The following is a 26,094-nucleotide window of genomic DNA, read 5'->3' as shown; positions in this document are numbered from 1 at the left end:
AACTAAAATTATTTTTTAGCTTTAATCTCAAAAGAAATTTCCATTAAGTCATTGATAAACTTGTCTTTTAAAGCAGCATCAATTTTCTTAGATTTATAAGTAACACCAAAGTCAGTTCTGTCAATACTAAAAACATCACTTTTAAAAGTTAACATATCATCAGCTTCTGTAACAGTAGCAGGAATAGTAATACTTTTTGTAACATCTTTAAGAGTTAAGTTACCAGTAACGTGAGCTTTTCCGTCTTTTAACTCAGAACTAGCTACTTCAAACTTAGCAGTTGGGAATTTTTCAACATCAAAGAAATCCCCTGCTTTTAAGTGATCTTCCAATTTTTCTTTACCGTTTCCAGCTTCTAAATCTTGACAAACAATAGTAGTCATGTCGATAATGAACTCTCCAGATTTTACGTTTCCGTTTTCAACTTCTAAAGTTCCTTTTTCTAAACTAACGACACCGTTGTGAGAACCTGTTGGCTTGCTCCCTTTCCAAGTTACAGTAGATTCTGCAACATTAGCTTTATAAGTATTGATAATGTTTTCTGTTTTTGCAACTTCTTTAACTTCGTCGCTAACAACAGCTTTGTTTTTTTCTGTCTTACAAGAAACTGCTCCGATTGCAATAAAAGCAATAGCTAAAATTGTTTTTTTCATTTTTGTGTTTTTAATAATGATTATTAATCAAGTACAAATATAACTAAAAATAATTCCCATGGAAATTATTTTTTATCTTTAGAATCGATAATAATGGTTACAGGGCCATCATTTAATAACTCTACTTTCATGTCGGCACCAAATTGACCTGTTTGAACTTTCTTTCCCAAGTCAAGTTCAACTTGTTGGATAAATTTTTCATACAAAGGAATCGCTATCTCTGGTTTGGCAGCTTTAATATAGCTAGGACGATTCCCTTTTTTGGTAGAAGCATGTAGGGTAAACTGACTTACGGTAATGATATCTCCATTGATATCTTTAATCGATTTATTCATAATGCCTTCATCGTCATTAAAAATACGAAGGTTTGTTATTTTGTTAGACAGCCACTGAATATCTTCTTGAGTATCTTCATTAACAATTCCAAGTAAAATTAAAAGTCCCTGTTGTATGTTGGCGACTCTTTCACCTTCAATAGTAACGCTAGCTTTTGAAACGCGTTGAATGACAATTTTCATTTTATATAAATTGTTGAATTTTTAAATATTTGGATGTTCTGAACCTTGGTGGAGATTAGACTAAAAATTTTATTACTCCCAAATGTCGGTTCTGTAGTGTTCGTCTTCGCCTTCTAAAATTTGTAAATAACTTTTATAACGAGACCAAGCTATTTCTTCATTTTCCAAGGCTTCTTTAACTGCACATTGGGGTTCGTTAATGTGAATACAATTGTTGAATTTACAGTCTTGTTTTAAAGCAAAAAACTCAGGAAAATAGTCGCCTAATTCATCTTTGTCCATGTCAACTACACCAAAACCTTTAATTCCAGGAGTGTCAATAATACGAGCATTAAAACTTAAATCGAACATTTCAGCAAACGTAGTAGTGTGTTGCCCTTGTTTGTGTTGTTCAGAAATTTCTTTTGTTTTTAGGTCTAAAGAAGGTTCAATAGCGTTAACTAAGGTGGTTTTTCCAACCCCCGAATGCCCCGCAAACATACTTACTTTGCCAGTCATTAACGCTTTAATTTTATCGATATTAATGTTTTGGATAGCAGAAACTTCAATACATTCATAACCGATGGCTTCATAAATGTCTTTTAGATACAAAATTTCAGCACGTTGCTCAATTTCATACGAATCAATTTTATTAAAAACCAATATGGTTTTGATCGAATAGGCTTCAGCAGTGACTAAAAAACGATCGATAAATGTTGTAAAAGTAGGAGGGTTGTCTATCGTAATCAATAAAAATACCTGATCAATATTAGAAGCAATGACATGAGTTTGCTTTGATAGATTTACCGATTTACGAACAATGTAGTTTTTACGTTCGTGAATATTGGTAATTAACCCCGTTTCTTCATCATTTTTTGTTTCCAATGAAAAATCAACAATATCACCTACAGAGATAGGGTTGGTGCTTTTAATTCCTTTGATGCGAAATTTTCCTTTAATGCGACACTTATATAGTTCGCCTTCAGACTTTACCCAATACCAACTTCCTGTAGATTTATAAACCGTTCCTGTCATAGAACAAAGATGAGAATAAAAATTGAATGTTATAGTATTGTTTAATCTGTTAAATCGTTAATTTTCTGAGCTACTGTTCCTCTTTCTGAAACTCTAATAATCATAAAAATTAATTTAGGGATAAAACCTGGAGAAATAACCAAGTCTGCTTTTTCGGTTATTTCAATGTTTCTTTTATGTACAGTATTGTTAAAATCAATAGCTGGTGTATTGGCTAATTCTACAGCAAAATCCCAAGCACCGTTTCTTGCTAATTCCATGCTGAAGTCAACTAAAAAATCATCAACATCTTTAGTCCAGATAAGAATTTTCTTTAAAAAAGGATATACTTTGGCTAAGTCATCTTGAACATCATTAACTAAAGAGGATAAAATTTTATTAATCTTATTAAAGTCACCATGTAAGTTTTGGATATTTTGCTCTTTAGAAACTTCTGCGGCCGCTATTCCTAAATCTAAATTAATATGTGCATTCATGCCAACTAGTAAATGTTGTAAAACTATATACCAATATTTATTAGCTATGCCAAAAGCTTTTTCCCAAGAGGAAGTGATAGGTATATTGTTTTGGTAATTGTAATAAGCTTCTATATATCTTTTAGCAAAAATTATATCGAGTTTTTCTATTCGTTGGTTATCATCAAAATAATTGCTTTTTATGCCTTCTTTTACCTTGATTGTTACTTTTTGGTATAAAGCTGCAAAATATCCTAACGGACTTTTGTTGTTGATAGATTCGTTAATTATATCTTGTAGTATATCTATAACCTCATCAATTGTATGAATAGGTTTCATTTAGTTAAAGTTTGGTAGGAAGAAAATACAATAAATAGAATAAAAAAGACCGCTATTTTGTAGCGGTCTTTTAAATATTTAACTGTTAATAATTTTCTCTTGATGATTGATACTTTCTTGGTGTATTGCTTTGAACATTTTAAGTACAAATTCTTCGCTTAAACCGCGTTCATCACCTTCTAAAATCATTTTACCTAGTATCTCATTCCATCGTTTGGTTTGTAAAATGGCAACATTTTTCTCTTTTTTCAATTGACCAATTGAATCTGCTATTTTCATACGTTTACCTAACATTTCAATTAATTGATGATCCACTACGTCAATTTGAGTACGTAGGGTGTTCAATGCGTTTCTATATTCAGTTTCTGTATCTGTGGCTTTTCTAACTTTTAAATCAATCATCATTTGAATTAATGATTTAGGAGTAATTTGTTGTGCAGCATCACTCCATGCATTATCTGGATCATAATGAGTTTCAACCATTAAGCCATCAAAGTTTAAATCTAAGGCAGTTTGACAAACATCAAAAATAATATCACGACGACCAGCGATGTGTGACGGATCACAAATTAATGGTAAATCGGGGAAACGGTTTTGCAATTCAATAGGGATTTGCCATTCAGGATTGTTGCGGTACCTTGTTTTTTCGTAAGTAGAGAAACCTCTATGGATAACTCCTAGTTTTTTAATGTTTTTAGCATATAAACGTTCTATGGCGCCTAGCCACAATGGTAAATCAGGGTTTACAGGATTTTTGACTAAAACAATCTTATCTGTGCCTTCTAAAGCATCGGCAATTTCTTGAACAATAAAAGGACTTACAGTAGTGCGGGCACCAATCCATAAGATATCTACGTCATGTTCAATTGCAAGTTTTACGTGATCTTTGTTAGCTACTTCAGTAGCAGTTAACATTCCTGTTTCTTGTTTTGCTTTTTGGAGCCATTTTAAGCCCAAAGCCCCCACGCCTTCAAAATTACCTGGCCTGGTACGAGGTTTCCAAATTCCAGCTCTTAAAACTGTAGCATCTGTGTCTTTTAATTCGTGTGCAATTTGTAATACTTGTTCTTCTGTTTCGGCACTACAAGGTCCTGCGATTACTAATGGATGCCCTAATCCGAAAGCATCTAACCATGTTTTTAATTCTTTTGTATTCTCCATGTTGATATTTTTTATTGTTGAGGAGCTCCCTCTAAAATTCCATTTAATATTTGTTTTATATGATTGGTGTTTTCCATTTCTGCATATATTTCTGGAAAATCGTTGTTCTCTAATAAGGTCTTGAATTGTTGTAAGTTATGAATATATTCATTTAAAGATTCAATTACATTTTCTTTATTTTGCTCAAAAATAGGAGTCCACATTGCGGGTGAACTTTTAGCCAAACGTACGGTAGATGCAAACCCACTACCGGCCATATCAAAAATATCACGCTCGTTTTTCTCTTTTTCAATAACGGTTTTACCCAACATAAAAGAGCTGATGTGTGATAAATGCGATACATAAGCAATGTGTTTGTCATGTGATTTTGGGTCCATATATCGTATGCGCATTCCTAATTTTGAAAATAAGTCTAATGCTTTTTCCTGTAATTTGAATGCTGTTTTTTCTACTTCACAAATAATATTGGTTTTACTTCTAAATAAATTTGTCAACGCAGCATTGGGTCCTGAAAACTCGGTTCCTGCAATAGGGTGTGTTGCTAAAAAGTTTCTTCTTTTAGGATGGTTTTTAACAGCGTCGCAAATCAGTTCTTTAGTCGAACCTACATCGAAAACCAAACAAGTATCTGAAATAGTGTCTAAGGTTTTTAAAATTACTGTTTGTGAAATGTCTACAGGAATGGCAATAATTACCATATCTGCATTTTTCAACGCTGGAAATGTTGCTTTTTGATGAATAATACCTCTTTCTATGGCAAGATTTCCATGCTCTTCGTTAGAGTCAATTCCATAGATGGTAGCGTTTTTAAATGCTTGTTGAATATCTAAAGCAAGGCTGCCGCCGATTAATCCTAGTCCTATGATAAATATGTTCATTATATGCTGTTGATTGCTTCGTTAATTTTTTCTTCTGGAACGCATAATGAAAAACGAATGTATCCTTCACCTTGACTGCCAAAAATGGTTCCAGGAGCAGCAAAGATGTGTTTGTTGTATAACAAATCATCAATCATTTTTTCTGATGTTTTTCCTTTTGGAAGTTTGCACCAAACAAACATCCCTGAGGTGTTTTTATCGTATGTACAATCTAGCTTATCAGCTAGTTTAAAAACTAATTTTTGTCTTTTTTTATAGTTGTCGTTTAGTTGGGTAAACCAATCTTTGTTCAATTCTAATGCTTTGGTTGCTCCTTTTTGAATTCCGTAAAACATACCAGAATCCATTTGCGTTTTTACTTTTAAAACTTCGGTTAAGAATTCAGGTTTGCCTAATAACATCCCAACACGCCATCCGGCCATGTTGAAAGATTTGCTTACCGAGTTTAACTCGAGAGCAATATCTTTAGCGCCTTTAATTTGTAAAATGCTCTGAGGGTGTTCGTTCAATATAAAACTATACGGATTGTCATTTACTATAACGATATCGTGTTTTTTACCAAAGTCAATCAACTTCTGAAAGGTTTCTATAGTTGCATTTGCTCCTGTTGGCATATGCGGGTAGTTTACCCACATCAACTTTATTTTTGAGGTGTCTAGTTTTTCCAAAGCTTCAAAATCAGGTTGCCAGTTAGTAGCTTCATCTAAATTGTAAAAAATAGGGTTTCCTCCTAGTAAATTAGTAACAGAACTGTAGGTTGGGTACCCTGGATTAGGAATTAATACCTGATCTCCTTCGTTTAAAAAAGCTAAAGAAATATGCATTATTCCCTCTTTACTTCCCATTAAAGGGAGTACTTCATTGGTGGGGTTAACTGCAACTTTATAATGGTTTTGATAAAAATTTGAAACAGCGTGTCTAAATTCAGGTAAGCCTTGATAGCTCTGATAGCTATGTGCTCCAGTATCTTGTAAACTATCTTGAATAGCTTTCAGTACAGATGTTGGAGGTTGTAAATCGGGGCTGCCAATTCCAATGTTGATAATAGGATTGCCTTCTGAAATTAACTGACGTACTTCTTGTAATTTTTTTGAGAAGTAGTACTCTTGTACGGTTTGTAGTCTGTTAGCAAACTGTATCATGATCTTCCGTTTTTATATTCACCTAATATTTTAAATTCTTCTGCCATAATTTGAATTATAGCCTTTGCTTTTTCATAATCTTCATATTTGTCAAAGGTTACATCAACAAAAAAAGCATACTTCCAAGGGGTTTCAATTTTGGGTAACGATTGTATTTTGGTAAGGTTTAACTTGCAATCACTCATTACGTTTAACATCGCTGCTAAACTGCCTCTTTTATGATCTAATTCAAATTTTAAAGAAGCTTTGTTAATTTCATTTTTACCGTTTTTAGGAAGGCTTGTTTGAAGAAAGACAAAACGAGTTGCATTATTTTTAATCGTTTGAATTTCATCTTCAATAATTGATAAACCAAAAATATCAGCTGCCATTTTGGGAGCAATTGCCGCAACTCCTTTTAGTTGTTGTTCTGTAATTCTTTTAGCTACCGCAGAAGTGTCTACATCTTCAATGAGTTTTATGTGTTTATGTTGTTTAAAAAACTCTTTACACTGTAATAAAGCCATCGGATGTGAGCAAACCTCAGTAATATCTTCAATTTTCTGGTTTGCTAAGGCCATCAAGTGATGATGTATGGGGAGATAATACTCGCCAGAAATATGTAAATTATACTTGTCAATTAGGGCGTAATTAGGAATAATTGACCCTGCGATAGTGTTTTCTAGCGCCATGACTGCTTGCTCAGTTTTTGAGCTTAACAGGCTATCAACTAATACATCAAAAGATAAACATTCGTGTAGGTTGATGTTTTCTCCGTAGTAGTTGTTTGCAACAATATGATGGTTGCTTCCTTGAATTCCTTGAATGGCTATTTTTTTCATTTAAAGTCAAAAAAAAAGCCTCGATAAATTCGAGACTTTGATTGGGTATATTATTTTTTGTTAGTTTAACAATACGGTACAAAGTCTCGTCTCTTACTAAAAAAGTAAAAGTAAAAATAAAAACCTTGCCATACGTTTTGTAACATCATTGTATTTGTGCTTTTTGTACGGGACAAATCTTAGAAATAAATTTAACTAAACCAAACTTTTTTTTAAAAAAATAGAAAATAAAAAAAAAGCCTCTCTAAAAAGAGAAGCTTTTTGCGGTCTGGACGGGACTCGAACCCGCGACCCCATGCGTGACAGGCATGTATTCTAACCAGCTGAACTACCAGACCGTTGCTTGAAGCAATATATTGTATGTTTTAGAGAAACTTTAGCGGTCTGGACGGGACTCGAACCCGCGACCCCATGCGTGACAGGCATGTATTCTAACCAGCTGAACTACCAGACCGTTGCTCTAAGCGGATGCAAATATATAACCTTTTTTTAAATAAAAAAGAGTTATTTTATAAAAAATTCTGTCTACTGATTAGATAAGAGCTAAGGACTTTATCATAGTCCTCATTTATAGCTACAGGAACATAATCAATCTTGTATTGTAAGCATTTGTTTTTTAGGTTATTGAAGTAGGAGCTGCTTAGTTCTTGGTATTTTTGTTGTACGTTTTTTGCGTATAAATTTATTTCTTCGCCAGTTTCAACATCCACAAATTTTTTGGGAGTATTGTCGAAATCAAACAAAAATTCTGTTTTCTTATCGTAGGTATGGAATAAGATTACTTCATGTTTGTTAAATTTTAAATGTCGTAAAGCGTTCAAAAGCTCTTCTTCATTTTTACGAGTCTGAAACATATCTGTAAATAAGAAAATCAAAGATCTTCTATGAATTTTTTCAGCTATTTCATGTAAGTATTGATAGGTTTCTGTTGTGGTATTTGATTTAGAAGATAATAACAGCTCTAATTGATTTAAAAGCATTTTGCGGTGACGTTCACTTCCTTTCTCAGGAGCATAGTATTCATAGGTATCTGAATAGATACTTAATCCAACAGCATCTCGTTGTCGTTTTAAAATATCCATTAGTGAAGCCGCAGCTACAACAGAAAAACCAATTTTATTTAAATCATCTATTGATTGATTCTTACTTATAGGATAATGCATAGAAGCAGAATTGTCGACAATTAAATGACATCTAAGATTTGTTTCTTCTTCGTATTTCTTGGTATACAACTTTTCTGTTTTAGCAAACAACTTCCAATCTATATGGCGAGTGCTTTCACCTTTATTGTATAGCTTGTGTTCAGAAAATTCAACTGAAAATCCGTGAAACGGACTTTTATGCATACCTGTGATAAAACCTTCTACCACTTGTTTAGCAAGTAGCTCTAGGTTGTTTATTCTTGAAGTAGTACTGTTTAAATCAATCATACAGTATCGAAAATAACAAAAGGTTTAGCAATAGCCAAACCTTTTGTATAATAAAAAAAGAAATTGGTTTATCGTTTAATTGTATGTTGGACTCTGTCCATATCATCTACTACAATTAATAATTTTTTCAATAAAATAGGATTGTAGTTTTTATGATTGTTTAAAAATTCTTGCACAATTGCGTTAGCTTCTTTGGAAGTGTAGTTTCCAAGAGAACTCGTTAACCAGTTTTTAGGAAAAAAAATGTCCCCTGTAAGTTGTACTTCTTCTAATAAACTTAAACAGAGTTTAAGGTGTTTGATTGAAGATTGTTGACGCAAAGGGTGATGTATAGCAGTTAAGGCAGCTTCTACCCAAGATTCTTTTTCACGATTTTTGGCTTCTTTTAATGAAAGCATAAAATCATCTCTTAACTTTTCATTATTAGATAACGCTGGAAGCAACCATAAAAAGCGTTCTTTTTTGTCTTTATTTGTAATGTTTTCAAGTTGCTGCTTATTTATTTCTTCTGATTTAACATGTTTGTAGATAGAAAGCTTCGTTACCAGCTTAGTTAAATCAGTTTCATTTAAAGTTAAGTTGTCTATTACAAGAGTTTTATTCCATAATTGAAATAGATTCTCTTTTCCATTTTCATTATAGGCAAGATTACTGTATAGGTTAAACAGTGTTTTTTTAATATTCTTGGGAAGCTCTGTTTGAAGCAATTCAAAAACGGCACTTTCAGTAGTGTTTAAAAGCTCATTGTGTTGATCTTTTGATAAAAACTTCCAAAAAATGGCAGTAATACCTCCAGATAAATAGTTAACAATTAATTCGTTTTTTTCAGATTGAATTCCTTTTAAAAATAAGTTAAAAGTATTCAAAGGGGTAATATTACCGTGAAGCATGTTTTCGTAAAGGTTTATATAAGAATGCCCTCTTGCAACATCGTCTTTAATTAAATGAATGTCGATTGTGTTTAAAGGAAAAATTCCGTAGCCCAAACCAGTATAGTTATAAATAATATCTTTAGGTTTGGGGAAACCAATTGCTTCGTTAATAGTATTTTCTTGCTTGTTTAGGTTAACATGAATTGTTTTTATTTCATCTTCATAAACTAAACCAATAGAAAAAGATTGTTCCCATATATTGTTGGACTTGTCTTCTGCCTTTTGATAGATGTTAAAAGCGTTTATTTTTCCGTCATTATAACTAATAGCATCAGAAATTATTGGACGACTAGGAGAGTTTACCCAAACCTGACTCCATTGTGTAATGTCTTTAGGAGACAAATCGTTAAAAATAGCGACCAAATCGTTCCAGTCTGCATTGTCATTAGCGTAGGTAGCAATGTATTGTTGCGTTCCTTTCTGAAAGTTTTCTTTACCCAGTAAAAGTTCGAGTTGACGCATCATTATAGGGGCTTTGTTATAAATGATGCGCCCGTATAAAGCCCCTGCATTTTTCAAGTTGTCTAAGGGTTGTCTAATAGGGTTTGAACCTTTGGTCCGGTCTTCAGAATAGGCGCTCGGATAGTGAGACATCATAAAACCTAAATTGTGGTTTATTTCAGGAAACACAGGGTTCATAATTTTGTCAGCCATAAAGTTGGCAAAGACTTCTTTCATCCAAACATCATTAAACCAACGCATGGTTACCAAATTACCAAACCACATATGAGAAGTTTCATGAGCAATTAATTTAGCCCGATTTAACTTGCGAGTTTGTGTTGCATTTTCGTCCAAAAAAAGAGAGCTTTCTCTATATTGTATTGCTCCTGTGTGTTCCATTCCACCGTATTGAAAAGGAGGTAGCGTAGCAAAGTCCATTTTTTGAAACGGAAATTTATACAGAGTATAGTCTTCTAAAAAAGCTAAAGAATTTTGATGTGTGTTAAAAATTGTAGCTAAACTTTCTTTAATTTTTATACTATCTGATTCTCTATATAACAAGCGCATGTTAAAAGCACCAGGATTGGTATTGTTTTCCTTAAATTTACCAGCGACAAAAGAAAATAGGTACGTACTCATTTTATCTGTCTGTTTAAATTGATGTTCAATAAAATCACCTTTTTCTAGTTGCTGTTTTTCAAAAGCACCACATAAAACTTTCCAGTCTTTGGGGGCAGTTATAGTAAGATTGTAAAGGGCTTTAATATTAGGTTGATCAAAACAAGGGAATAAAGTGCTAGCCCTATCAGGAACTAATAGCGTATATAAATATTCTTTGTTTCTGTTTAATGAAAGTTCTCCAGCATCAAAATTTATGTCAATAATGTTTTTCCCCGATTTTAATAAGTTTTTATCAATAATAATATGCTCTTTAGTATGTATTATAGGGGTATTTATGGCATTGACTTGTATTTTTTTTAAATGATTTGTTTTCTCATTAAAATCTAAAATTAAATCGTTTTCAGCATTGGTAAGGTCGAAACTAATTTCAAGTACTGAAGGAATAGCATTTTCCTTTTGTGAAGGAATTGAAAAATGAAGTTTGTATACTACGTTAGATATTTGTTGCTTTCTAAACTGAGCAAGTTCTAAAGAAATGCCAGAAGTAATTTTTGGAAGTTTATTTTGCTCTTTTTTACAAGCGATACTTAAAAGTAAACAAAAAAATAGGAGGTATTTATACATGGAGTTTAGTTGTTTGTTCATTAGCTCAAAATAATAAAAAAGGTTTGGCAATTGCCAAACCTTTTTTATTATTTCAAATTAAAAGACTATTTGTATGTTATAAAGCAGCATCAATTTTATCAGTATATGCTTTTTTAGGAGCAGCACCTACTTGCTTGTCAACAACTTCACCATTCTTAAAAATTAATACGGTAGGAATGTTTCTTACCCCGTATTTAGCAGCAAATTCTTGATTTGCATCTACATCTACTTTACCAACTACAGCTTTTCCTTCATACTCGCTACTGATTTCATCAACGATAGGAGATACCATTCTACAAGGTCCACACCAAGCTGCCCAAAAATCTACTAATACTGGTTTGTCAGATTTTAATACTACTTCTTCAAAAGAAGCATCTGTAATTTCTAATGCCATTTTATTTATGTTTTTATCTAAAGTTATTTTCTTGTTTATTCACTTACAAATGTAAACAAATATTTTACCAATACAATTGTACAGAAATTACTTTTTATTATCATAATATCAATACTTTCTATTTACTTGTAAGTTTGTTTTTAAGTGTGTAAAATAATTGATAACTTTGTCGAATATTTTTTGAGGAAAAATTTGACTGATTGCAACCTCATTGAACCAAGGTTCAGAATAAAAATGCTAAAGCAGTAATTTTCTACTCCTTTTAGCGACTCAGCAATCCAAGTTTTCCTTTTAGTTAAATTTTAAAAAGAAGTATTTATGTCATATTTTTTTACTTCAGAAAGTGTTTCTGAAGGACATCCAGATAAGGTAGCAGATCAAATATCTGATGCTTTGATAGATAATTTTTTAGCTTTTGATTCAGATTCTAAAGTAGCATGTGAAACATTGGTAACCACTGGTCAGGTTGTATTAGCAGGAGAAGTAAAGTCTTCTACTTACTTAGATGTTCAAAAAATTGCTCGTGAGGTAATTAATAAAATTGGATACACGAAAGGTGAGTATATGTTTGACGGGAACTCTTGTGGAGTATTGTCTGCAATTCACGAGCAGTCAGATGATATTAACCGTGGGGTAGATAGAGCGTCTAAAGAAGAGCAAGGAGCAGGAGACCAAGGAATGATGTTTGGGTATGCAACGAACGAAACAGAGCATTACATGCCATTAGCGTTAGACTTGTCGCACATAATTTTAAAAGAATTAGCAGCAATTCGAAGAGAGAATAAAGAGATAACTTATCTACGTCCAGATGCTAAAAGTCAGGTAACTATTGAGTATTCTGATGATAATGTACCACAACGTATTGAAGCAATTGTTGTTTCTACACAGCACGATGATTTTGCTGATGACGAAACAATGTTAGCAAAAATTAGAAAAGATATTGTTGAGGTTTTAATTCCTAGAGTTAAAGCACAGTTAACTCCAGAAATTCAAGCATTGTTTAATGATGATATCAAGTATCATATCAACCCAACAGGAAAGTTTGTAATTGGAGGACCACACGGAGATACAGGATTAACAGGTCGTAAGATTATTGTAGATACCTATGGAGGAAAAGGAGCACACGGTGGTGGAGCATTCTCTGGAAAAGATCCGAGTAAGGTAGATCGTTCTGCTGCTTACGCAACACGACATATAGCAAAGAATTTAGTAGCTGCTGGAGTTGCCGATGAGGTGCTAGTACAAGTATCGTATGCGATCGGGGTAGTAGAGCCAATGGGAATTTTTGTGGATACTTACGGAACATCAAAAGTTGGTTTAACTGATGGTGAAATAGCTCAAAAAGTTTCTGAAATTTTTGATATGCGTCCACATGCTATTGAAGATCGTTTAAAGTTACGTAATCCAATGTATAGCGAAACTGCAGCTTATGGACATATGGGAAGAAAAAATGAAGTAGTTTCTAAAACATTTACACAACCTAATGGAGAAAGTAAAACAATAGAAGTTGAATTGTTTACTTGGGAGAAATTAGATTATGTGTCTAAAGTAAAAGAGAGTTTCGGTTTGTAATAAACGAAACAAAAACATAGTGAAAAATACCTGTAATTTTTATTGCAGGTATTTTTTTATACAGCTATTTTTGTGTGAAATTTAAAAACAATATGAACCGAACTTGTTTTTATATTTTTCAAATTGCTAAAAATTGCTGTTTTTTCTTTTACTCATTTTTTATTGTCTTAAAAACTTTATGTAAGAGGAATGCTTAGTTTTTTACTTAAAAAATAAAAATAAGTTCATTAAAAATCACAAAAAATGAAAAAATTAAAGTATGTTTTTGCTATTGGATTAGGAGTGGCATTATTAACCTCATGTAATAGCTCTGCTTCAGACGATTTTGATGAAGTTAACGGAGAAGCTAAAAAGAAAAGATTAAAAACTGTTGCAGCGACAAACCAAGAAAATGAAACAATTACTACTCAGTTTATGTATAATGCTGAAAAAGAATTGGTAAGTATTTCTGGAACAAATGGAACAGACGCTACTTTAATAAACTATAACAATGATGGGAGTACTATCAAAGTAACTGCAGATAGCGATCCTTCAGAAAGTCTTTCAATAGAGGAGTTGTATCAATCACCATATAATATTTATGAAACAGGAATAACATTAGAATATGATTCTAACAAAAATCCTAGTAAAGTTTTATTTCAAGTAGAGGTTTATGACTGGGAAACTGAAATGAATGTTATTGAAAGTTATACCGCTGAAATGTTTTATGACAATAAGCCAAATATGTATTTTTCTACTTTAGAAGCCGCAGGAGTTATAGAAATTTTAGATGGTGTTGATGTTAGTTTCGGGGTGAATCCTCAAGCTTCAGAAATAATAAAAGCTAGGAAATTATTAGCATTAAATAACGTAACGAAGGTTATTTATAAAGATGCAGATGATAACGTTGTAGGTACCTTAACTGTAGAGTATACTTATGATTCAGATGGGTATCCTTTAACGGGGAAAGGGTTAGCTGTTGGTGGTAAGGAATCAATTGCTATAAATGCTACTTATAGTTATGAATAAACTAAACTATAAAATCAAAAAAAACCTCGACATTGTCGAGGTTTTTTTTGATTTTATTTCACTTGAAATACAAAAGGTATTCTAGCTTGAATTCCTTTTAGGTTTTTCATTTTGTGAATATTATGGTATAATTGGTAGTTTTCATCACCTAAAGTTTCTTTAAGTATTTCTTCTTTTGAAGCTTTCATAAATGGAGAGAATTTTAGAGCCTCTTTTAAGTCAGTTTTGTAATTAGGGTAATTACGAACTCTAAAATTTTGAACTTCTGCTAATTCAGCGGCAGCTTTAATGGCATCATTTAATCCTCCTAGTTGGTCAACTAACCCATTTTCAATAGCTTCTTTACCAGTCCAAACCCTACCTTGTGCAATTTCGTTTACTTGCTCAAAAGTCATGTTACGCCCTGCAGAAACACGGTTAACAAAAGTAGTGTAGATTTGTTCAACGCCTTCTTTAGTTACATCGTAAAATTTCTGGTTCATCGGCTCAAAAACACTATAAGAAGCACTGTTGTTAGTAGATACTTGCTCTGCATTAATACCAATATTATCGGTAAATTGACTAAAGTTAGGAATGGCACCAAAAACTCCAATCGATCCTGTAATTGTTGTAGGCTCTGCAATAATTTTATCGGCATTACAAGCAATATAATAACCACCAGAAGCAGCTAAATTACCCATAGAAACTACTAAAGGTTTTTCTTTTTTAGACAATTCCAATTCGCGCCAAATTAATTCAGAGGCTAAAGCACTACCTCCAGGTGAATTTACGCGAAGTACAATAGCTTTTACATTATCATCTTTTCTAGCTTTTTTAATTGCTTTATTAATAATTCCTTGTCCGATATAGTCTTCGCTTCCTTCTCCGTAGATAATATCTCCCTGTGCGTATATTACAGCAATTTTATCTTTAGAAGTTGAAGAAATTCTTCCTTTTCCTGAGTTTATGTAGTCTTTAATAGAAATGGTGTTTGTTTTTTCATCAGAACTCCCTGCTAGTTTTTCTTGATATTCATCCTCATAAATAGAAGCATCAATAAGGTTGTTTTTTAAAGCTATTTCAGCATTTCTTCCGTTAGAATTATCAGCAATAAGATTTAGTTTTTCAATAGAAATGTTTCTACTTTTACTAATATCTTCAGTGATTTCTGACCAAATAGATTTTAAAAATGAAGTAGTTTGCTCACGATTTGCATCACTCATTTTATTTTCTAAAAATGGCTCAACAGCACTTTTGTATTTTCCATGGCGTACTACTTCCATTTTAATACCATATTTGTCTTCAAAGTCTTTAAAATATAAAATTTCGGTAGATAATCCTCTAAAGTCAATAGCGCCTACTGGGTTTAAGAATAAACTATCGGCAACAGAACTTAAGTAGTAATTTTTTTGAGTATAAATATCATTGTAAGCGTACACAAATTTACCACTCTCTTTGAACTCTTCAATTTTGTTTCTAATAGCTTGTGTTTGCGCAATACCAGCATTTATAAAGGCTGTTTTAATACTTATTCCTTTTATTTTATTGTCAGTTTTAGCATTTTCAATAGCATTGATAATTTTATTTAAAGCTAACTTTTCATCTGTTAACTCCAGAGCTTCTGCAATAGGATTGTTTTCTTTCGGGGCATAATCTTTAATAGGAGTTGATAAATCTAATTCTAAAACCGAGTTTGATTTGACAACAATTTTCTCTTCAGCTCCAATAAAAGAAGCAATTACAAAAAAGAAAACAAATAGTAAAAATAGGGCAGTGAAAAAGCCTAGAATCGAGGCGAGCAAATTTCTTAAAAAATTCATGTTGTATGGTTAATTTTTTGAGCAAATATACAGTTTTTCGAAAGACGCTTTTTATGATGAGATTGCTAGTTCCAACGATTTATACCAATCCCTAAGTTTATGCGGTATTTTCGTTGAGCAAACTCAAAATAATTAAACAATTTATAGTTTACTTCGTAACCATAATCAATATGCGAACCGTAGTCGATTACGTTTTCATAAATGGTTGAATTAAATTGTAGAGGGTTTCTAGCTCGATAATTCCATGTGTTTACATACAACCGGTTTTTATTTTCTAGGTATTGTTGTGAGTAAAAGCCTTCTGGTTTAGCAATGCTGTTTAAATAGGCAGTAAAACCAGGGTCAATAATTATAATTTCATACTCTAAACTGTCATTAGCAATTACAACAGGTTCCTCTTTTTGTTGAGTGTTTGAAGCATTTTTTATAGGAGTAGAACTACAAGACCATAACAAAACTCCGATAATACTAAGAAATATAATGTGTTGTAAGGTTTTCATAATCAGTATGATTTGTAATTATAAAAGTGCAAAAATTATTCCGTTTTTAATTGATTTTTAACTTGTTTAACAGTAATTTTCAGCATTAAATAATAGAAAATGAAGAAAAGGTGTTTTTGGGTTAGTGATGACCCATTATATATTGAGTATCATGATCATGAGTGGGGAGTGCCCGTATATGATGATGATAAATTGTTTGAGTTTTTAATATTAGAAACCTTCCAAGCAGGTTTAAGTTGGATTACAGTTTTAAAGAAAAGAGAAAACTTTAGAAAAGCATTTGATAATTTCGACTATAAAAAAATAGCAAAATATTCTGAAAATAAATATGAAGAATTGCTTTTGGATGCTGGAATTATAAGGAATAAGCTGAAGATAAAAGCTACTATAACTAATGCTCAGGCTTTTATGAAGGTGCAAGAAGAGTTTGGGACATTTTCAAAATACATTTGGGATTTTACTAACGGAAAGCCGATAGTAAACAAGTTTGAAAAGAGAGAAGAAGTACCAGCAACAACAGAACTTTCAGATGCGATTTCAAAAGATTTAAAAAAACGTGGGTTTAAGTTTGTTGGCTCAACTGTAATTTATGCACATATGCAAGCGACGGGAATGGTAAACGACCATACAACCGACTGTTTTCGATATCATGAAGTTTAAATTTCGTAATTTTAGCATTCAAAAAAATAAATTTAAAACTATATAAATGAAACTAAAACAAATGCTTTGTGCATTTGCAGCAGCAGGAGTATTAACTTCTTGTGGTGTAGATGCAAAAAAAGAGCCTAAAGTAGTAGAAAAAAAGGCAAAAGAGTTTGAATATGTTGTTGAGCAATTTGCTGATATAAAAGTGTTACGTTATCAAATTCCTGGGTTTGATGAGTTAACACTAAAAGAAAAAAAATTAGTGTACTATTTAACACAAGCTGGTTTATCTGGGCGTGATATTATGTGGGATCAAAACTACCGTCACAATCTTGAAATTAGAGCTGCTTTAGAAAACATTCATAATAACTTTAAAGGAGATAAGGAAAGTGAAGATTTTAAAGCATTCACTACTTATTTAAAAAGAGTATGGTTTTCAAACGGAATCCACCACCATTATTCTAACGATAAGTTAAAACCTACCTTTTCTAAGGAGTATTTAGAAACGTTGTTAAAAGAAACTAATACTGAGTTATCTACGGAAGCATTAGACGTTATTTTTAATGATAAAGATGCTAAAAAAGTAAACAAAAAAGCTGGGGTAGATAATGTATTAGCATCAGCAGTAAACTTTTACGGAGCAGATATTACAAGTAAAGATGTAGAAGATTTTTATGCTAAAGCTGATAAAGGCCCAGAAGGACAACCAATTGAGGCTGGATTAAACTCGAAGTTAGTTCGTGAGGAAGGAAAATTAGTGGAGAAAGTTTGGAAGTCTGGTGGAATGTACGGGCAAGCAATCGATAAAATTGTTTATTGGTTAGAAAAAGCTAAAGAAGTAGCAGAAAACGAAAAGCAAGCAAAAACATTAGAGCTGTTAATCGAATACTATAAAACAGGAGATTTACATACTTGGGACGAATATGCAATTGCTTGGGTAGAATCTACCGAAGGAAATATTGATTGGATTAATGGTTTTATTGAAGTATATAATGATCCTAAAGGGTACAGAGGTTCGTACGAAACAATTGTACAGATCAAAGACTTCGATATGTCTAAAAAGATGAAAGTATTATCAGACAACGCTCAATGGTTTGAAGATAATTCTCCATTAGATCCAACTCACAAAAAGAAAGATGTGGTAGGAGTTTCGTATAAAACAGTAAATGTCGCTGGTGAAGCAGGAGATGCATCTCCAAGTACACCAATTGGAGTGAACTTACCGAACAATAACTGGATTCGTCAACAACACGGTTCTAAATCGGTATCGTTAGGAAATATTATAGGTTCTTATAACAATGCTGGAGGAACTGGACGTTTAAAAGAATTTGCGAATGATCAAGAAGAAATCGATTTAGAGATTAAATATGGTAAGCTAGCTGATAAATTACACACAGCATTACACGAGGTAATTGGTCATGCTTCTGGGGTTATTAATGACGGTATAGGGCAACCAAAAGAAACTTTGAAAAACTACGCTTCTACAATGGAAGAGGGTAGAGCAGATTTAGTTGGACTGTATTACTTAATGGATCCTAAGTTACAAGAATTAGGTTTAGTTGATGATTGGCAAAAAGTAGGTAAAGCTGCTTATGATGGATATATCAGAAACGGATTAATGACGCAGTTAATCAGAATTAACTTAGGAGATGATATTGAAGAAGATCATATGGTAAACCGTCAATGGGTTTCAGCGTGGGCTTTTGAACAAGGAGCGAAAGATAATGTAATTGAAAAAGTTACCAGAGATGGAAAAACATTTTATAATATCAATGATTACGAAAAGCTTCGTGAGATTTTTGGTCGTTTATTAAAAGAAGCACAAAGAATTAAATCAGAAGGAGATTTTGAAGCGGCAAAAGCATTAGTAGAAGGTTATGGAGTAAAAGTAGATCAAGATATTCATAAAGAAGTTTTAGATCGTAATGCTCAGTTTACATCTGCTCCTTATAGTGGATTTGTAAATCCAGTATTAGAACCAGTGACCGATGCTGACGGAAATATTACAGATATTACAGTTAAACAAGCAGAAACATTTGAAGAGCAAATGAAATTCTATGCTAAAAATTATAACTTCTTACCTGTTAAAAATTAAGAAGCTCCGTTTTAGCAATAGTAAAAAATCAAAACCGATTCTAATTAGAATCGGTTTTGTACTTTTAGAGAGATTAATAAATGATACATGGCAAAAAAAGTAAAAGACCCTGGTTTAGGTTATGGTTCAAGTCGTAATGCACAAAGTGTAATTAACGCAGATGGTACTTCTAACGTAGTGCATGCCAATAGAAAGTTTGGGGCTGATGATTTGTATACTTTTTTTATAGAATTACCGTGGTGGCAATTTTTTGCATTTATCCTCATTGGGTATTCATTATTAAATATTCTTTTTGCATTTGTATATGTGTTTATAGGGATAGAACAAATAACACCTTCAAAAGGAAATTTTTTAGACGATCTTTTAAATGGATTTTTCTTTAGTGCACAAACCCTAACAACGGTAGGGTATGGAGGGATTGCCCCTAAAGGTATTGCAGCAAATGTTATTGCAGCTTTCGAAGCTATGATAGGTTTATTGAGTTTTTCATTTATTACAGGATTGTTGTATGGGCGTTTTTCAAAAGCAAAAGCAGCTATTCGTTTTAGTGAAAATTTAATTTTAAGAGATTTTAAAGATCATAGAGCTTTAATGTTTCGGTTAATGAATCGCCGAAAAACAGTAATGATAGAACCTGAAATAACAGTAACCTTATCGATTTCAGAGAAAGCATCTAAAGGAGAATACAAACGACAATTTTATGAACTAGCATTGGAAAGGAATAAAATTATGTATTTACCAACTGTTTGGACAGTTGTACATGAAATAGATGAGAAAAGTCCGTTATATAAATATTCAAATAAAGAACTAAGTAAGTTAGACGGAATTCTTTATGTTTTAATGCAATATCATGAAGAATCTTTCGGGCAAAAAGTATATCAAATTACTTCGTACAATTTTTCTTCTCTTGAAGTAGATGTGAAATATACTTCATCGTTTTATTTTGATGAAGCAGGTAATACCGTATTAGATCACTCTAGGTTAAGTGAAATATCAAAAATAAATTAGAATTACTTCGTTAGTAGTTTCGACAAGAATAACAGTGCAATTACTACTGCAATTCCTATAGCTACATAAATAGCTGCATTTTGATAGTATTTCTTGTTGTTTTTAGCATCCTTTTTGTAGCTAAAAAACATCAAAATAATAAAAGCTATAACAAATAAACTCGCAAAAATGATTCTGCCTGTAGTAAACATTTTAGCAGCAATAAGTATAAACATAAAATTGTATTTTTAGCAAAGTTAAAGAATGATTTTAGAATGGAGAAAACTAAAACAGCAATTATTTTTGGAGGTACTTCTGGTATTGGAAAAGGACTTGTAGAAAAACTAATACAAGAAAATTATATTGTAGCGGTAACGGGGAGAAGACTCGAAAAACTAGAAGAGTTAAAGGGGAAATATTCGAACCAAATACTCACCAAACAAAATGACATTCAGCAAGTTGAAGAGGTAGAGGAAGTGTTTAATGAGTTCGTAAATGAATTAGGAGAAGTTCATTTGGTGATACAATCTTCAGGAGTGGGGTTTGTAAACCCAAAGTTGAATTGGGATAAACAAGAGCAAACTATAAACACGAATGTTTTAGGAGTAACAAAACTTTATGCTTTAGCTTATAAGTTATTTAAAAAACAAGGTTTTGGTCATTTAGTCGGTATTTCTTCTATCGCTTCACTACGTGGAAATAGAGCAGCACCAGATTATTTCTCTTCTAAAGCATATCAAAAAGCGTATTTAGAGAGCCTGTATATCAAAACAAAATCTATTAAAACAAAAAAAGTTTTTATTACAGATATCCGTCCGGGGTTTGTTGATACCGCAATGGCATTAGGTGATGGCGTTTTTTGGATGGTTCCTTTAGAAAAAGCAGTTAATCAAATTTATGCAGCAATAAAACGAAAAAAACGAGTAGCTTATATCTCAAAAAGATGGAGATTAATAGCTTGGGTATTAAAAATAGTACCAGCAAGAGTTTTAAAAATGGCAACATAATGAAGAAAGAAAACTTAATAGTGTTTGATATTGATGACACACTAACTAAAAGTGAAAATCAACATCAAGAAGCGTATGTAGAGGCAATGAAAAGTTTTGGAATAACTAAAGTAAACCAAGACTGGAAAAGTTATAAAAACATGACGGATAGTTATATTTTAAAAAGAAACTATGAAGTTAATTTTAATACAACTTTTAGTTTTTCTTTTATTCCTGAGTTTGAAGAAAAAATGACGGAACTACTATTGTCTTTAACAAAAACCGAAGAAATACAAGGTGCAGGAGAAGTCGTCGATTTTTTTATGAAAGAAACTGATTATGCCATTTGTTTTGCAACCGGATCACTGTTAAAACCAGCATTAATTAAATTAGAACAAGCAGGTATAAATTTTGTTCCGAATTTAGTAGAAGCATCAAATAATTTATTCACAAGAGAAGAAATTGTAAACTCGGCAATTCAAAAAGCAAAAAGTTATTTTCAAGTAGAAGAATTTAAAAATATTATTTCGGTAGGGGATGGTATTTGGGATTTAAGAACTGCAAAAAACGTAGGAGTTAATTTTTTAGGTATCAGAAATAAAAATTTATCAGATTTTAAAGAAGAAGGAATTAAGAGTTATATTCAAGATTGGACACAATTTAATTTTCAAAAAGTAAAAACAGAATTACAAATCACATAAGTCATAATAGAATGAAAAAAAGAATTGAAGCAGTACATGAATTTCATAGTGCATTCGGGTTAGGAATTAAAAATAAACCCACAGCTAACATAGGTGAAGAAAGAAATTTACTTCGTTATAATTTAATGAAAGAAGAGAATGAAGAATATTTAGAGGCTGCTCAAAATAATGATTTGGTTGAGGTAGCAGATGCTTTAGGAGATATGCTGTATATTTTATGTGGAACTATTATAGAACATGGAATGCAACATAAAATAGAAGAAGTATTCAATGAAATTCAACGAAGTAATATGAGCAAGTTAGGAGAAGACGGTAAGCCAATTTATCGTGAAGATGGCAAAGTGTTGAAAGGACCTAATTACTTTAAGCCAAACATTAAAGAAATTTTAGATAAATAAAAAAAGCTCCTCATTGAGGAGCTTTTTTTACATTTTGTTTTTCTATTTATTTACCCATAATTCTTTTTAATTCTGATGTTAATGTTTTAACATTACTAACCATTTTAATAATAACACCATTAGCATCTACAATTAAGTGAGTAGGGTATTGTTTTACTTTTAGCTTTTTCGCCATATAATCCTTTTGTTCAGGAATGGTTGGGTATTTAAACTCTTTAGTTTCTAAAAACTCAACAAGTTCATTTTTTTTATCAAAAGCCAAGCTAACAAACTCTATTTTGTCATCCTTATATTTATCAACCAATTCATTTAGTTCAGGGAACTCTTCAACACATACCTTACAGGTAATAAACCAGCATTTTAATACGAGTAATTTTCCTTTTGTATCTGCTTTATTATGAGCTTTTCCTTTTAAATCAACAAAATTGTAATTGGGAAGTTTTTTACCTTCCATTTTAAAATACTGATGGGCTATTGAAGCTTTACTAACAATTGATTTCTTAATTTTTTCATCTGCAGATTCATCAATATTTGTTAGTTGATATTGTAGTTTGCCATCTTTTTCAGACTTGATAGGGATGTATGCACCTGTGCGAAGTAGCGTTAAAAAGATCCCTTTCTCCATAGCTGTTCCTTCATTGTCTAAAGGCGTAAAAGTAGCCATCAAATCAATGTTTTCTTTTGTGTAAGCCTCCCAATTATCAAAGCTTTTTTGAATATCTTCAACATCTATAGAAGTGGCTCCAGTTGAAGGTTCTTCAGCAGTCATAGCTTCCTTAGGCATGTCATTTTCACTAACAGGTTTAGGAAGTGCTTCTTCTTTCGAAGAGGTTTCTACAGTTTCTATAGGAGCAGTAACCTCATTGCTTTGGGCTATGATTTTGTTTTCATTTTTTAATGAATCAGAATAAAAATCTAATCCAAAAAATGAAATAGCAAAACCAACCCCTATTGATAATAAAGTAGGTATAATATCTCTCATTTCTTTAGAATTTTTTGTTAAAATAACTTAATTCTGTTCACTAATATAGCTTTTTTTAATGAAACGATTAAATTTTAACTCTCCAGTTGTGCTTGTCTTCTAACTTGTTATACTGAATGTTAAGTAGCTTGTCTTTAAAGAAAGAGGCATAAGAATCACTTATCTCAGGCAGTTCAAAAGTATCATTTTGATGTTTAAAACCTTTTATAGGGTTTATAACAGCTGCTGTACCAGAACCGAAGATTTCTTTTAGTTCACCTTGTCTTGCGGCCTCTTTAATTTCAGCAACAGAAACTCTTCTTACCTCAATAGCTATTTTGTAATCTTTAGCAAGTTGAATAATCGATTTACGAGTAACCCCATCTAAAATACGATCATTGGTTGGAGCGGTTACAAGTTTGTCTCCTATTCTAAAAAAGATATTCATTGTTCCTGCTTCCTCAAGGTATTCATGAGTGTTGGCATCAGTCCAAACAATTTGTTGATAGCCTTCCTTATGCGCTAAACTAGTAGGGTAAAATTGAGCTGCATAGTTACCAGCGGCTTTAGCAAAACCAACACCACCATCAGCAGAACGACTGTACTCTTCAGCAAAAATAACTCTTACTTCACCAGCGTAATATGACTGAGCAGGTGAACAAATAATTATAAATTTATACTCTTCAGCAGGAGACGCAGCAATGGCGCCTTCAGAAGCAATAATAAACGGACGGATGTATAATGAATTTCCAATTCCTTTCTTAATCCATGCATCATCTATTTCAAGCAGTTTTTTTAAGCCTTCAAAAAATACATTTTCAGGAACTGGAGGCATTGCTAAACGAGCGCCAGATGTATTAATTCTATGAAAATTCTCATCTGGACGAAATAAAAACACCTCATCATTATCATCCTTGTAAGCTTTCATTCCCTCAAAAACAGCTTGCCCGTAATGAAAAACTCTAGCCGAAGGTTCAAACAATAAAGGTCCATAAGGCATAATTTTAGGTGTTTTCCATTCTCCGTTGGCAAAGTCACAAACTAACATGTGGTCAGTAAAAGTGCGACCAAAAGTTAAATTATTAAAATCTACGGTGTCTATTTTTGACTCTTGTATAAGCTCAATATCAATATTCATTGTGTTGTTGTTTTTAGAAGTGCTACGAAGATACAAAATCTAGTGGTATATTTTGAGTCTAGCTCCTTGCTTAGGGAAATATAAGTATATTTGTTGAATGTTAATTTTAAATTTTTGAAAATGAAAAGACTATTGGTTTTTGCTACGGTTTTAAGTATAGGGTTTGTAGCTTGTAAAGTTGAAAAGAAAGATGAGACATCTACTATAAGCACTACTAAAGAACAAAAAATAGCGTATGCATCGTTTGGAAATGAGATTACAGATATCGATGCTATTTCTGCTGAAGAAATGCGAGCTAAATTCAAAAGTTTAAAAAAGGGAGATACCTTGAATATAAAATTTGCTTCAACAATAAATGAAGTATGTAAGAAAAAAGGGTGTTGGATGAAGTTAGATTTAGGAAAAGAAGAAGAATCAATGGTACGTTTTAAAGATTATGGTTTCTTCATGCCTTTAAATGCAGATCATAAAGAAGTGGTAGTAAATGGTAAAGCTTTTGTTACTGAGATTTCTGTAGATGAATTACAGCATTATGCTAAGGATGCAGGAAAATCTGAAGAAGAAATAGCAAACATTACAGAACCAAAATACACCTATGCTTTTGAAGCAGATGGAGTATTAATGAAGAAATAATGAAACAATTAATTGTTGTTTTATTGATGTCTTTGGTATTTTTTTCTTGTAAAGAGGAAAAAAAAGAACCAAAAGAGGAACTTATTATGTATCAATCTTCCGAAATGGCAGCTTTAATGAATGCTATGTACGAAGGAAATATGACCATTAAGAATAAGATTTTAGAAGGAGCATCTATAGGTGATTTTCCAGAAACTTATCTGAATATTCATACTGCTGTTTTAACGGATCCAGCAGATAGGAATGTAAGTTTTGAAGCTTTTTCAAAACAGTATATTCAAAATTTACAGCGAGTATATTCGGGATCAAAAGATTCTTTAAAACAAAATTTTAACCAAGCAGTAAACAGTTGCATTGCTTGTCATAAAACAACTTGCACAGGGCCAATACCAAGAATTAAAAAGTTACTGATTAAATAGTTTAGTTATCAAACGAGAAATTATCATAACGTCCGATGGTTCCACCACCATTCATTTACCCGAATGGAATGAACAATATCATTCTAAACACGGAGCAATACAAGAAGCCTATCATGTATTTATTAGAAATGGACTAAAATATGTAGATACCAAAAGTGTTTCTATTTTAGAAATAGGTTTTGGTACAGGACTCAATTGTTTTATTACGCTTTTAGAAGCAGATATAAATATTGATTACGTTGGTGTTGAAGCTTATCCAGTAGCCAAGGAAGAAGTAGTAAAATTGAATTATGTTACGGAGTTAGAGGCAGGTGATAAACAAGACCTTTTTGATAAAATTCACGAAGTTTCTTGGGAAGAAAAGCACAAGATTACTCCTAATTTTTCATTGACTAAACGCAAGCAATTTTTTGCCGAAATTACCGATGAGAATTACTTCGATTTAATTTATTTTGATGCTTTTGGAGCAAGAGTACAACCCGATTTATGGACGGAAGATATTTTTAAAATTATGTTTGCTGCGTTAAAACCAGAAGGGATTTTAGTAACCTATTCAGCAAAGGGAAGTGTACGACGAGCAATGCAAGCAGTAGGTTTTGAGGTGGAACGTTTACCTGGGCCTCCAGGGAAAAGAGAAATGTTACGAGCTACGAAAGTAGGCGAGTAATATTCAGCGTAGCTAAATGTTACGAGAACAAAAGTTAGGAAATAATATTTTACGTAATTAATATAGAAATTAGAAAACAAACAAATGGAGTTTAAAAGACGTTTCGGTAATCGAAAAAAAGGAAATCCTAAAAGAGGGGTA

At 32.2% G+C, this 26,094-nt stretch carries 27 protein-coding genes and 2 tRNA genes; 11 read left to right on the top strand and 18 right to left on the bottom strand.

The window, feature by feature from the left end; translation table 11 throughout:
- Positions 1 to 8 precede the first annotated feature (8 nt).
- The 13 genes from V1T75_RS05705 to trxA form a co-directional block, all read right to left on the bottom strand.
- Positions 9 to 653, bottom strand: a complete 645-nt coding sequence (locus V1T75_RS05705; protein WP_330487594.1) for a YceI family protein — start codon at positions 651 to 653, stop codon at positions 9 to 11.
- A gap of 65 nt (positions 654 to 718) precedes the next feature.
- Complete coding sequence (gene dtd, locus V1T75_RS05700; protein WP_330487593.1) at positions 719 to 1,171, bottom strand: D-aminoacyl-tRNA deacylase; 453 nt, start codon at positions 1,169 to 1,171, stop codon at positions 719 to 721.
- 72 nt (positions 1,172 to 1,243) lie between these two features.
- Positions 1,244 to 2,185: a ribosome small subunit-dependent GTPase A gene (gene rsgA, locus V1T75_RS05695; RefSeq protein ID WP_330487592.1), complete on the bottom strand. Its 942-nt coding sequence runs from the start codon at positions 2,183 to 2,185 to the stop codon at positions 1,244 to 1,246.
- A 41-nt stretch (positions 2,186 to 2,226) separates the two neighbouring features.
- Entirely contained in the window at positions 2,227 to 2,979 is a 753-nt protein-coding gene (locus V1T75_RS05690) for a DUF5995 family protein (RefSeq protein WP_330487591.1), read from the bottom strand.
- 78 nt (positions 2,980 to 3,057) lie between these two features.
- Positions 3,058 to 4,140: a bifunctional 3-deoxy-7-phosphoheptulonate synthase/chorismate mutase type II gene (locus V1T75_RS05685; protein WP_330487590.1), complete on the bottom strand. Its 1,083-nt coding sequence runs from the start codon at positions 4,138 to 4,140 to the stop codon at positions 3,058 to 3,060.
- An 11-nt stretch (positions 4,141 to 4,151) separates the two neighbouring features.
- Complete coding sequence (locus V1T75_RS05680) at positions 4,152 to 5,018, bottom strand: prephenate dehydrogenase (protein WP_330487589.1); 867 nt, start codon at positions 5,016 to 5,018, stop codon at positions 4,152 to 4,154.
- The gene (locus V1T75_RS05675) at positions 5,018 to 6,160 is read right to left on the bottom strand and encodes a pyridoxal phosphate-dependent aminotransferase (protein ID WP_330487588.1); all 1,143 of its coding nucleotides are present in this window, start codon (positions 6,158 to 6,160) and stop codon (positions 5,018 to 5,020) included. The genes V1T75_RS05680 and V1T75_RS05675 overlap by 1 nt, the downstream gene beginning before the upstream one ends.
- Positions 6,157 to 6,981 carry a prephenate dehydratase gene (locus tag V1T75_RS05670; RefSeq protein ID WP_330487587.1) on the bottom strand — a complete coding sequence of 275 codons (825 nt, stop codon included), beginning with the start codon at positions 6,979 to 6,981 and terminating at the stop codon, positions 6,157 to 6,159. The genes V1T75_RS05675 and V1T75_RS05670 overlap by 4 nt, the downstream gene beginning before the upstream one ends.
- Positions 6,982 to 7,245: 264 nt before the next feature.
- Positions 7,246 to 7,319 (bottom strand) — tRNA-Asp (locus V1T75_RS05665).
- 42 nt (positions 7,320 to 7,361) lie between these two features.
- A tRNA-Asp gene (locus V1T75_RS05660) sits at positions 7,362 to 7,435 on the bottom strand.
- A 55-nt stretch (positions 7,436 to 7,490) separates the two neighbouring features.
- Entirely contained in the window at positions 7,491 to 8,411 is a 921-nt protein-coding gene (locus V1T75_RS05655) for a DUF58 domain-containing protein (protein ID WP_330487586.1), read from the bottom strand.
- Between the two features lie 68 nt (positions 8,412 to 8,479).
- Positions 8,480 to 11,050, bottom strand: a complete 2,571-nt coding sequence (locus V1T75_RS05650; protein WP_330487585.1) for a M1 family metallopeptidase — start codon at positions 11,048 to 11,050, stop codon at positions 8,480 to 8,482.
- Positions 11,051 to 11,126: 76 nt separating this feature from the next.
- Positions 11,127 to 11,444: a thioredoxin gene (trxA, locus tag V1T75_RS05645; protein WP_125068953.1), complete on the bottom strand. Its 318-nt coding sequence runs from the start codon at positions 11,442 to 11,444 to the stop codon at positions 11,127 to 11,129.
- A 318-nt stretch (positions 11,445 to 11,762) separates the two neighbouring features.
- Here trxA and metK point away from each other — a divergent pair, with 318 nt between their 5' ends.
- The gene (gene metK / locus V1T75_RS05640; protein WP_330487584.1) at positions 11,763 to 13,016 is read left to right on the top strand and encodes a methionine adenosyltransferase; all 1,254 of its coding nucleotides are present in this window, start codon (positions 11,763 to 11,765) and stop codon (positions 13,014 to 13,016) included.
- Between the two features lie 243 nt (positions 13,017 to 13,259).
- The gene (locus tag V1T75_RS05635; RefSeq protein WP_330487583.1) at positions 13,260 to 14,024 is read left to right on the top strand and encodes a hypothetical protein; all 765 of its coding nucleotides are present in this window, start codon (positions 13,260 to 13,262) and stop codon (positions 14,022 to 14,024) included.
- Positions 14,025 to 14,077: 53 nt separating this feature from the next.
- Here V1T75_RS05635 and sppA read toward each other — a convergent pair whose 3' ends face one another.
- Together sppA and V1T75_RS05625 are read right to left on the bottom strand one after the other, a co-directional pair.
- Positions 14,078 to 15,823 (bottom strand): signal peptide peptidase SppA, encoded by a 1,746-nt coding sequence (gene sppA / locus V1T75_RS05630; protein ID WP_330487582.1) that lies wholly within the window; start codon positions 15,821 to 15,823, stop codon positions 14,078 to 14,080.
- A 65-nt stretch (positions 15,824 to 15,888) separates the two neighbouring features.
- Positions 15,889 to 16,323, bottom strand: coding sequence for a DUF6146 family protein (locus V1T75_RS05625; RefSeq protein ID WP_330487581.1), 435 nt, complete (start codon positions 16,321 to 16,323; stop codon positions 15,889 to 15,891).
- Between the two features lie 99 nt (positions 16,324 to 16,422).
- Between V1T75_RS05625 and V1T75_RS05620 the strand changes: the two genes are divergently transcribed.
- From V1T75_RS05620 to V1T75_RS05610, 3 genes are all read left to right on the top strand, one after another.
- Positions 16,423 to 16,983 (top strand): DNA-3-methyladenine glycosylase I, encoded by a 561-nt coding sequence (locus V1T75_RS05620; protein ID WP_330487580.1) that lies wholly within the window; start codon positions 16,423 to 16,425, stop codon positions 16,981 to 16,983.
- Positions 16,984 to 17,029: 46 nt separating this feature from the next.
- Positions 17,030 to 19,063 carry a dipeptidyl-peptidase 3 family protein gene (locus tag V1T75_RS05615; RefSeq protein WP_330487579.1) on the top strand — a complete coding sequence of 678 codons (2,034 nt, stop codon included), beginning with the start codon at positions 17,030 to 17,032 and terminating at the stop codon, positions 19,061 to 19,063.
- An 87-nt stretch (positions 19,064 to 19,150) separates the two neighbouring features.
- Positions 19,151 to 20,071 (top strand): ion channel, encoded by a 921-nt coding sequence (locus V1T75_RS05610; RefSeq protein WP_330487578.1) that lies wholly within the window; start codon positions 19,151 to 19,153, stop codon positions 20,069 to 20,071.
- Between the two features lie 2 nt (positions 20,072 to 20,073).
- On the opposite strand, the gene V1T75_RS05605 is transcribed toward V1T75_RS05610, so the two are convergent.
- Positions 20,074 to 20,286 (bottom strand): hypothetical protein, encoded by a 213-nt coding sequence (locus V1T75_RS05605; RefSeq protein WP_299009581.1) that lies wholly within the window; start codon positions 20,284 to 20,286, stop codon positions 20,074 to 20,076.
- 39 nt (positions 20,287 to 20,325) lie between these two features.
- On the opposite strand from V1T75_RS05605, the gene V1T75_RS05600 reads away from it, so the two are divergent.
- The 3 genes from V1T75_RS05600 to V1T75_RS05590 are packed head-to-tail and all read left to right on the top strand — an operon-like array spanning position 20,326 to position 22,135.
- Positions 20,326 to 21,057, top strand: coding sequence for an SDR family NAD(P)-dependent oxidoreductase (locus tag V1T75_RS05600; RefSeq protein ID WP_330487577.1), 732 nt, complete (start codon positions 20,326 to 20,328; stop codon positions 21,055 to 21,057).
- Complete coding sequence (locus tag V1T75_RS05595) at positions 21,057 to 21,737, top strand: HAD family hydrolase (RefSeq protein WP_330487576.1); 681 nt, start codon at positions 21,057 to 21,059, stop codon at positions 21,735 to 21,737. The genes V1T75_RS05600 and V1T75_RS05595 overlap by 1 nt, the downstream gene beginning before the upstream one ends.
- An 11-nt stretch (positions 21,738 to 21,748) precedes the next feature.
- Entirely contained in the window at positions 21,749 to 22,135 is a 387-nt protein-coding gene (locus V1T75_RS05590) for a nucleoside triphosphate pyrophosphohydrolase family protein (RefSeq protein ID WP_330487575.1), read from the top strand.
- Positions 22,136 to 22,181: 46 nt separating this feature from the next.
- Here V1T75_RS05590 and V1T75_RS05585 read toward each other — a convergent pair whose 3' ends face one another.
- Positions 22,182 to 23,117 (bottom strand): TlpA family protein disulfide reductase, encoded by a 936-nt coding sequence (locus V1T75_RS05585; RefSeq protein WP_330487574.1) that lies wholly within the window; start codon positions 23,115 to 23,117, stop codon positions 22,182 to 22,184.
- Between the two features lie 67 nt (positions 23,118 to 23,184).
- Positions 23,185 to 24,234 carry a branched-chain amino acid aminotransferase gene (locus V1T75_RS05580; RefSeq protein ID WP_330487573.1) on the bottom strand — a complete coding sequence of 350 codons (1,050 nt, stop codon included), beginning with the start codon at positions 24,232 to 24,234 and terminating at the stop codon, positions 23,185 to 23,187.
- Between the two features lie 120 nt (positions 24,235 to 24,354).
- Between V1T75_RS05580 and V1T75_RS05575 the strand changes: the two genes are divergently transcribed.
- From V1T75_RS05575 to mnmD, 3 genes are read left to right on the top strand one after another with little or no spacing between them, the layout of a single operon-like run.
- Positions 24,355 to 24,867, top strand: a complete 513-nt coding sequence (locus tag V1T75_RS05575; protein WP_330487572.1) for a DUF4920 domain-containing protein — start codon at positions 24,355 to 24,357, stop codon at positions 24,865 to 24,867.
- On the top strand, positions 24,867 to 25,286 hold the full coding sequence (locus tag V1T75_RS05570) for a hypothetical protein (protein ID WP_330487571.1): 420 nt from the start codon (positions 24,867 to 24,869) through the stop codon (positions 25,284 to 25,286). The genes V1T75_RS05575 and V1T75_RS05570 overlap by 1 nt, the downstream gene beginning before the upstream one ends.
- Positions 25,287 to 25,293: 7 nt before the next feature.
- Entirely contained in the window at positions 25,294 to 25,953 is a 660-nt protein-coding gene (gene mnmD, locus V1T75_RS05565) for a tRNA (5-methylaminomethyl-2-thiouridine)(34)-methyltransferase MnmD (protein ID WP_330487679.1), read from the top strand.
- Positions 25,954 to 26,094 lie beyond the last annotated feature (141 nt).

The sequence above is a fragment of the Tenacibaculum sp. FZY0031 genome (assembly GCF_036350695.1).
In the GTDB taxonomy this organism is placed as follows: domain Bacteria; phylum Bacteroidota; class Bacteroidia; order Flavobacteriales; family Flavobacteriaceae; genus Polaribacter.
Note: the sequence above shows the minus strand (reverse complement) of the source record. Positions and strands in the feature narration are given on the sequence as shown.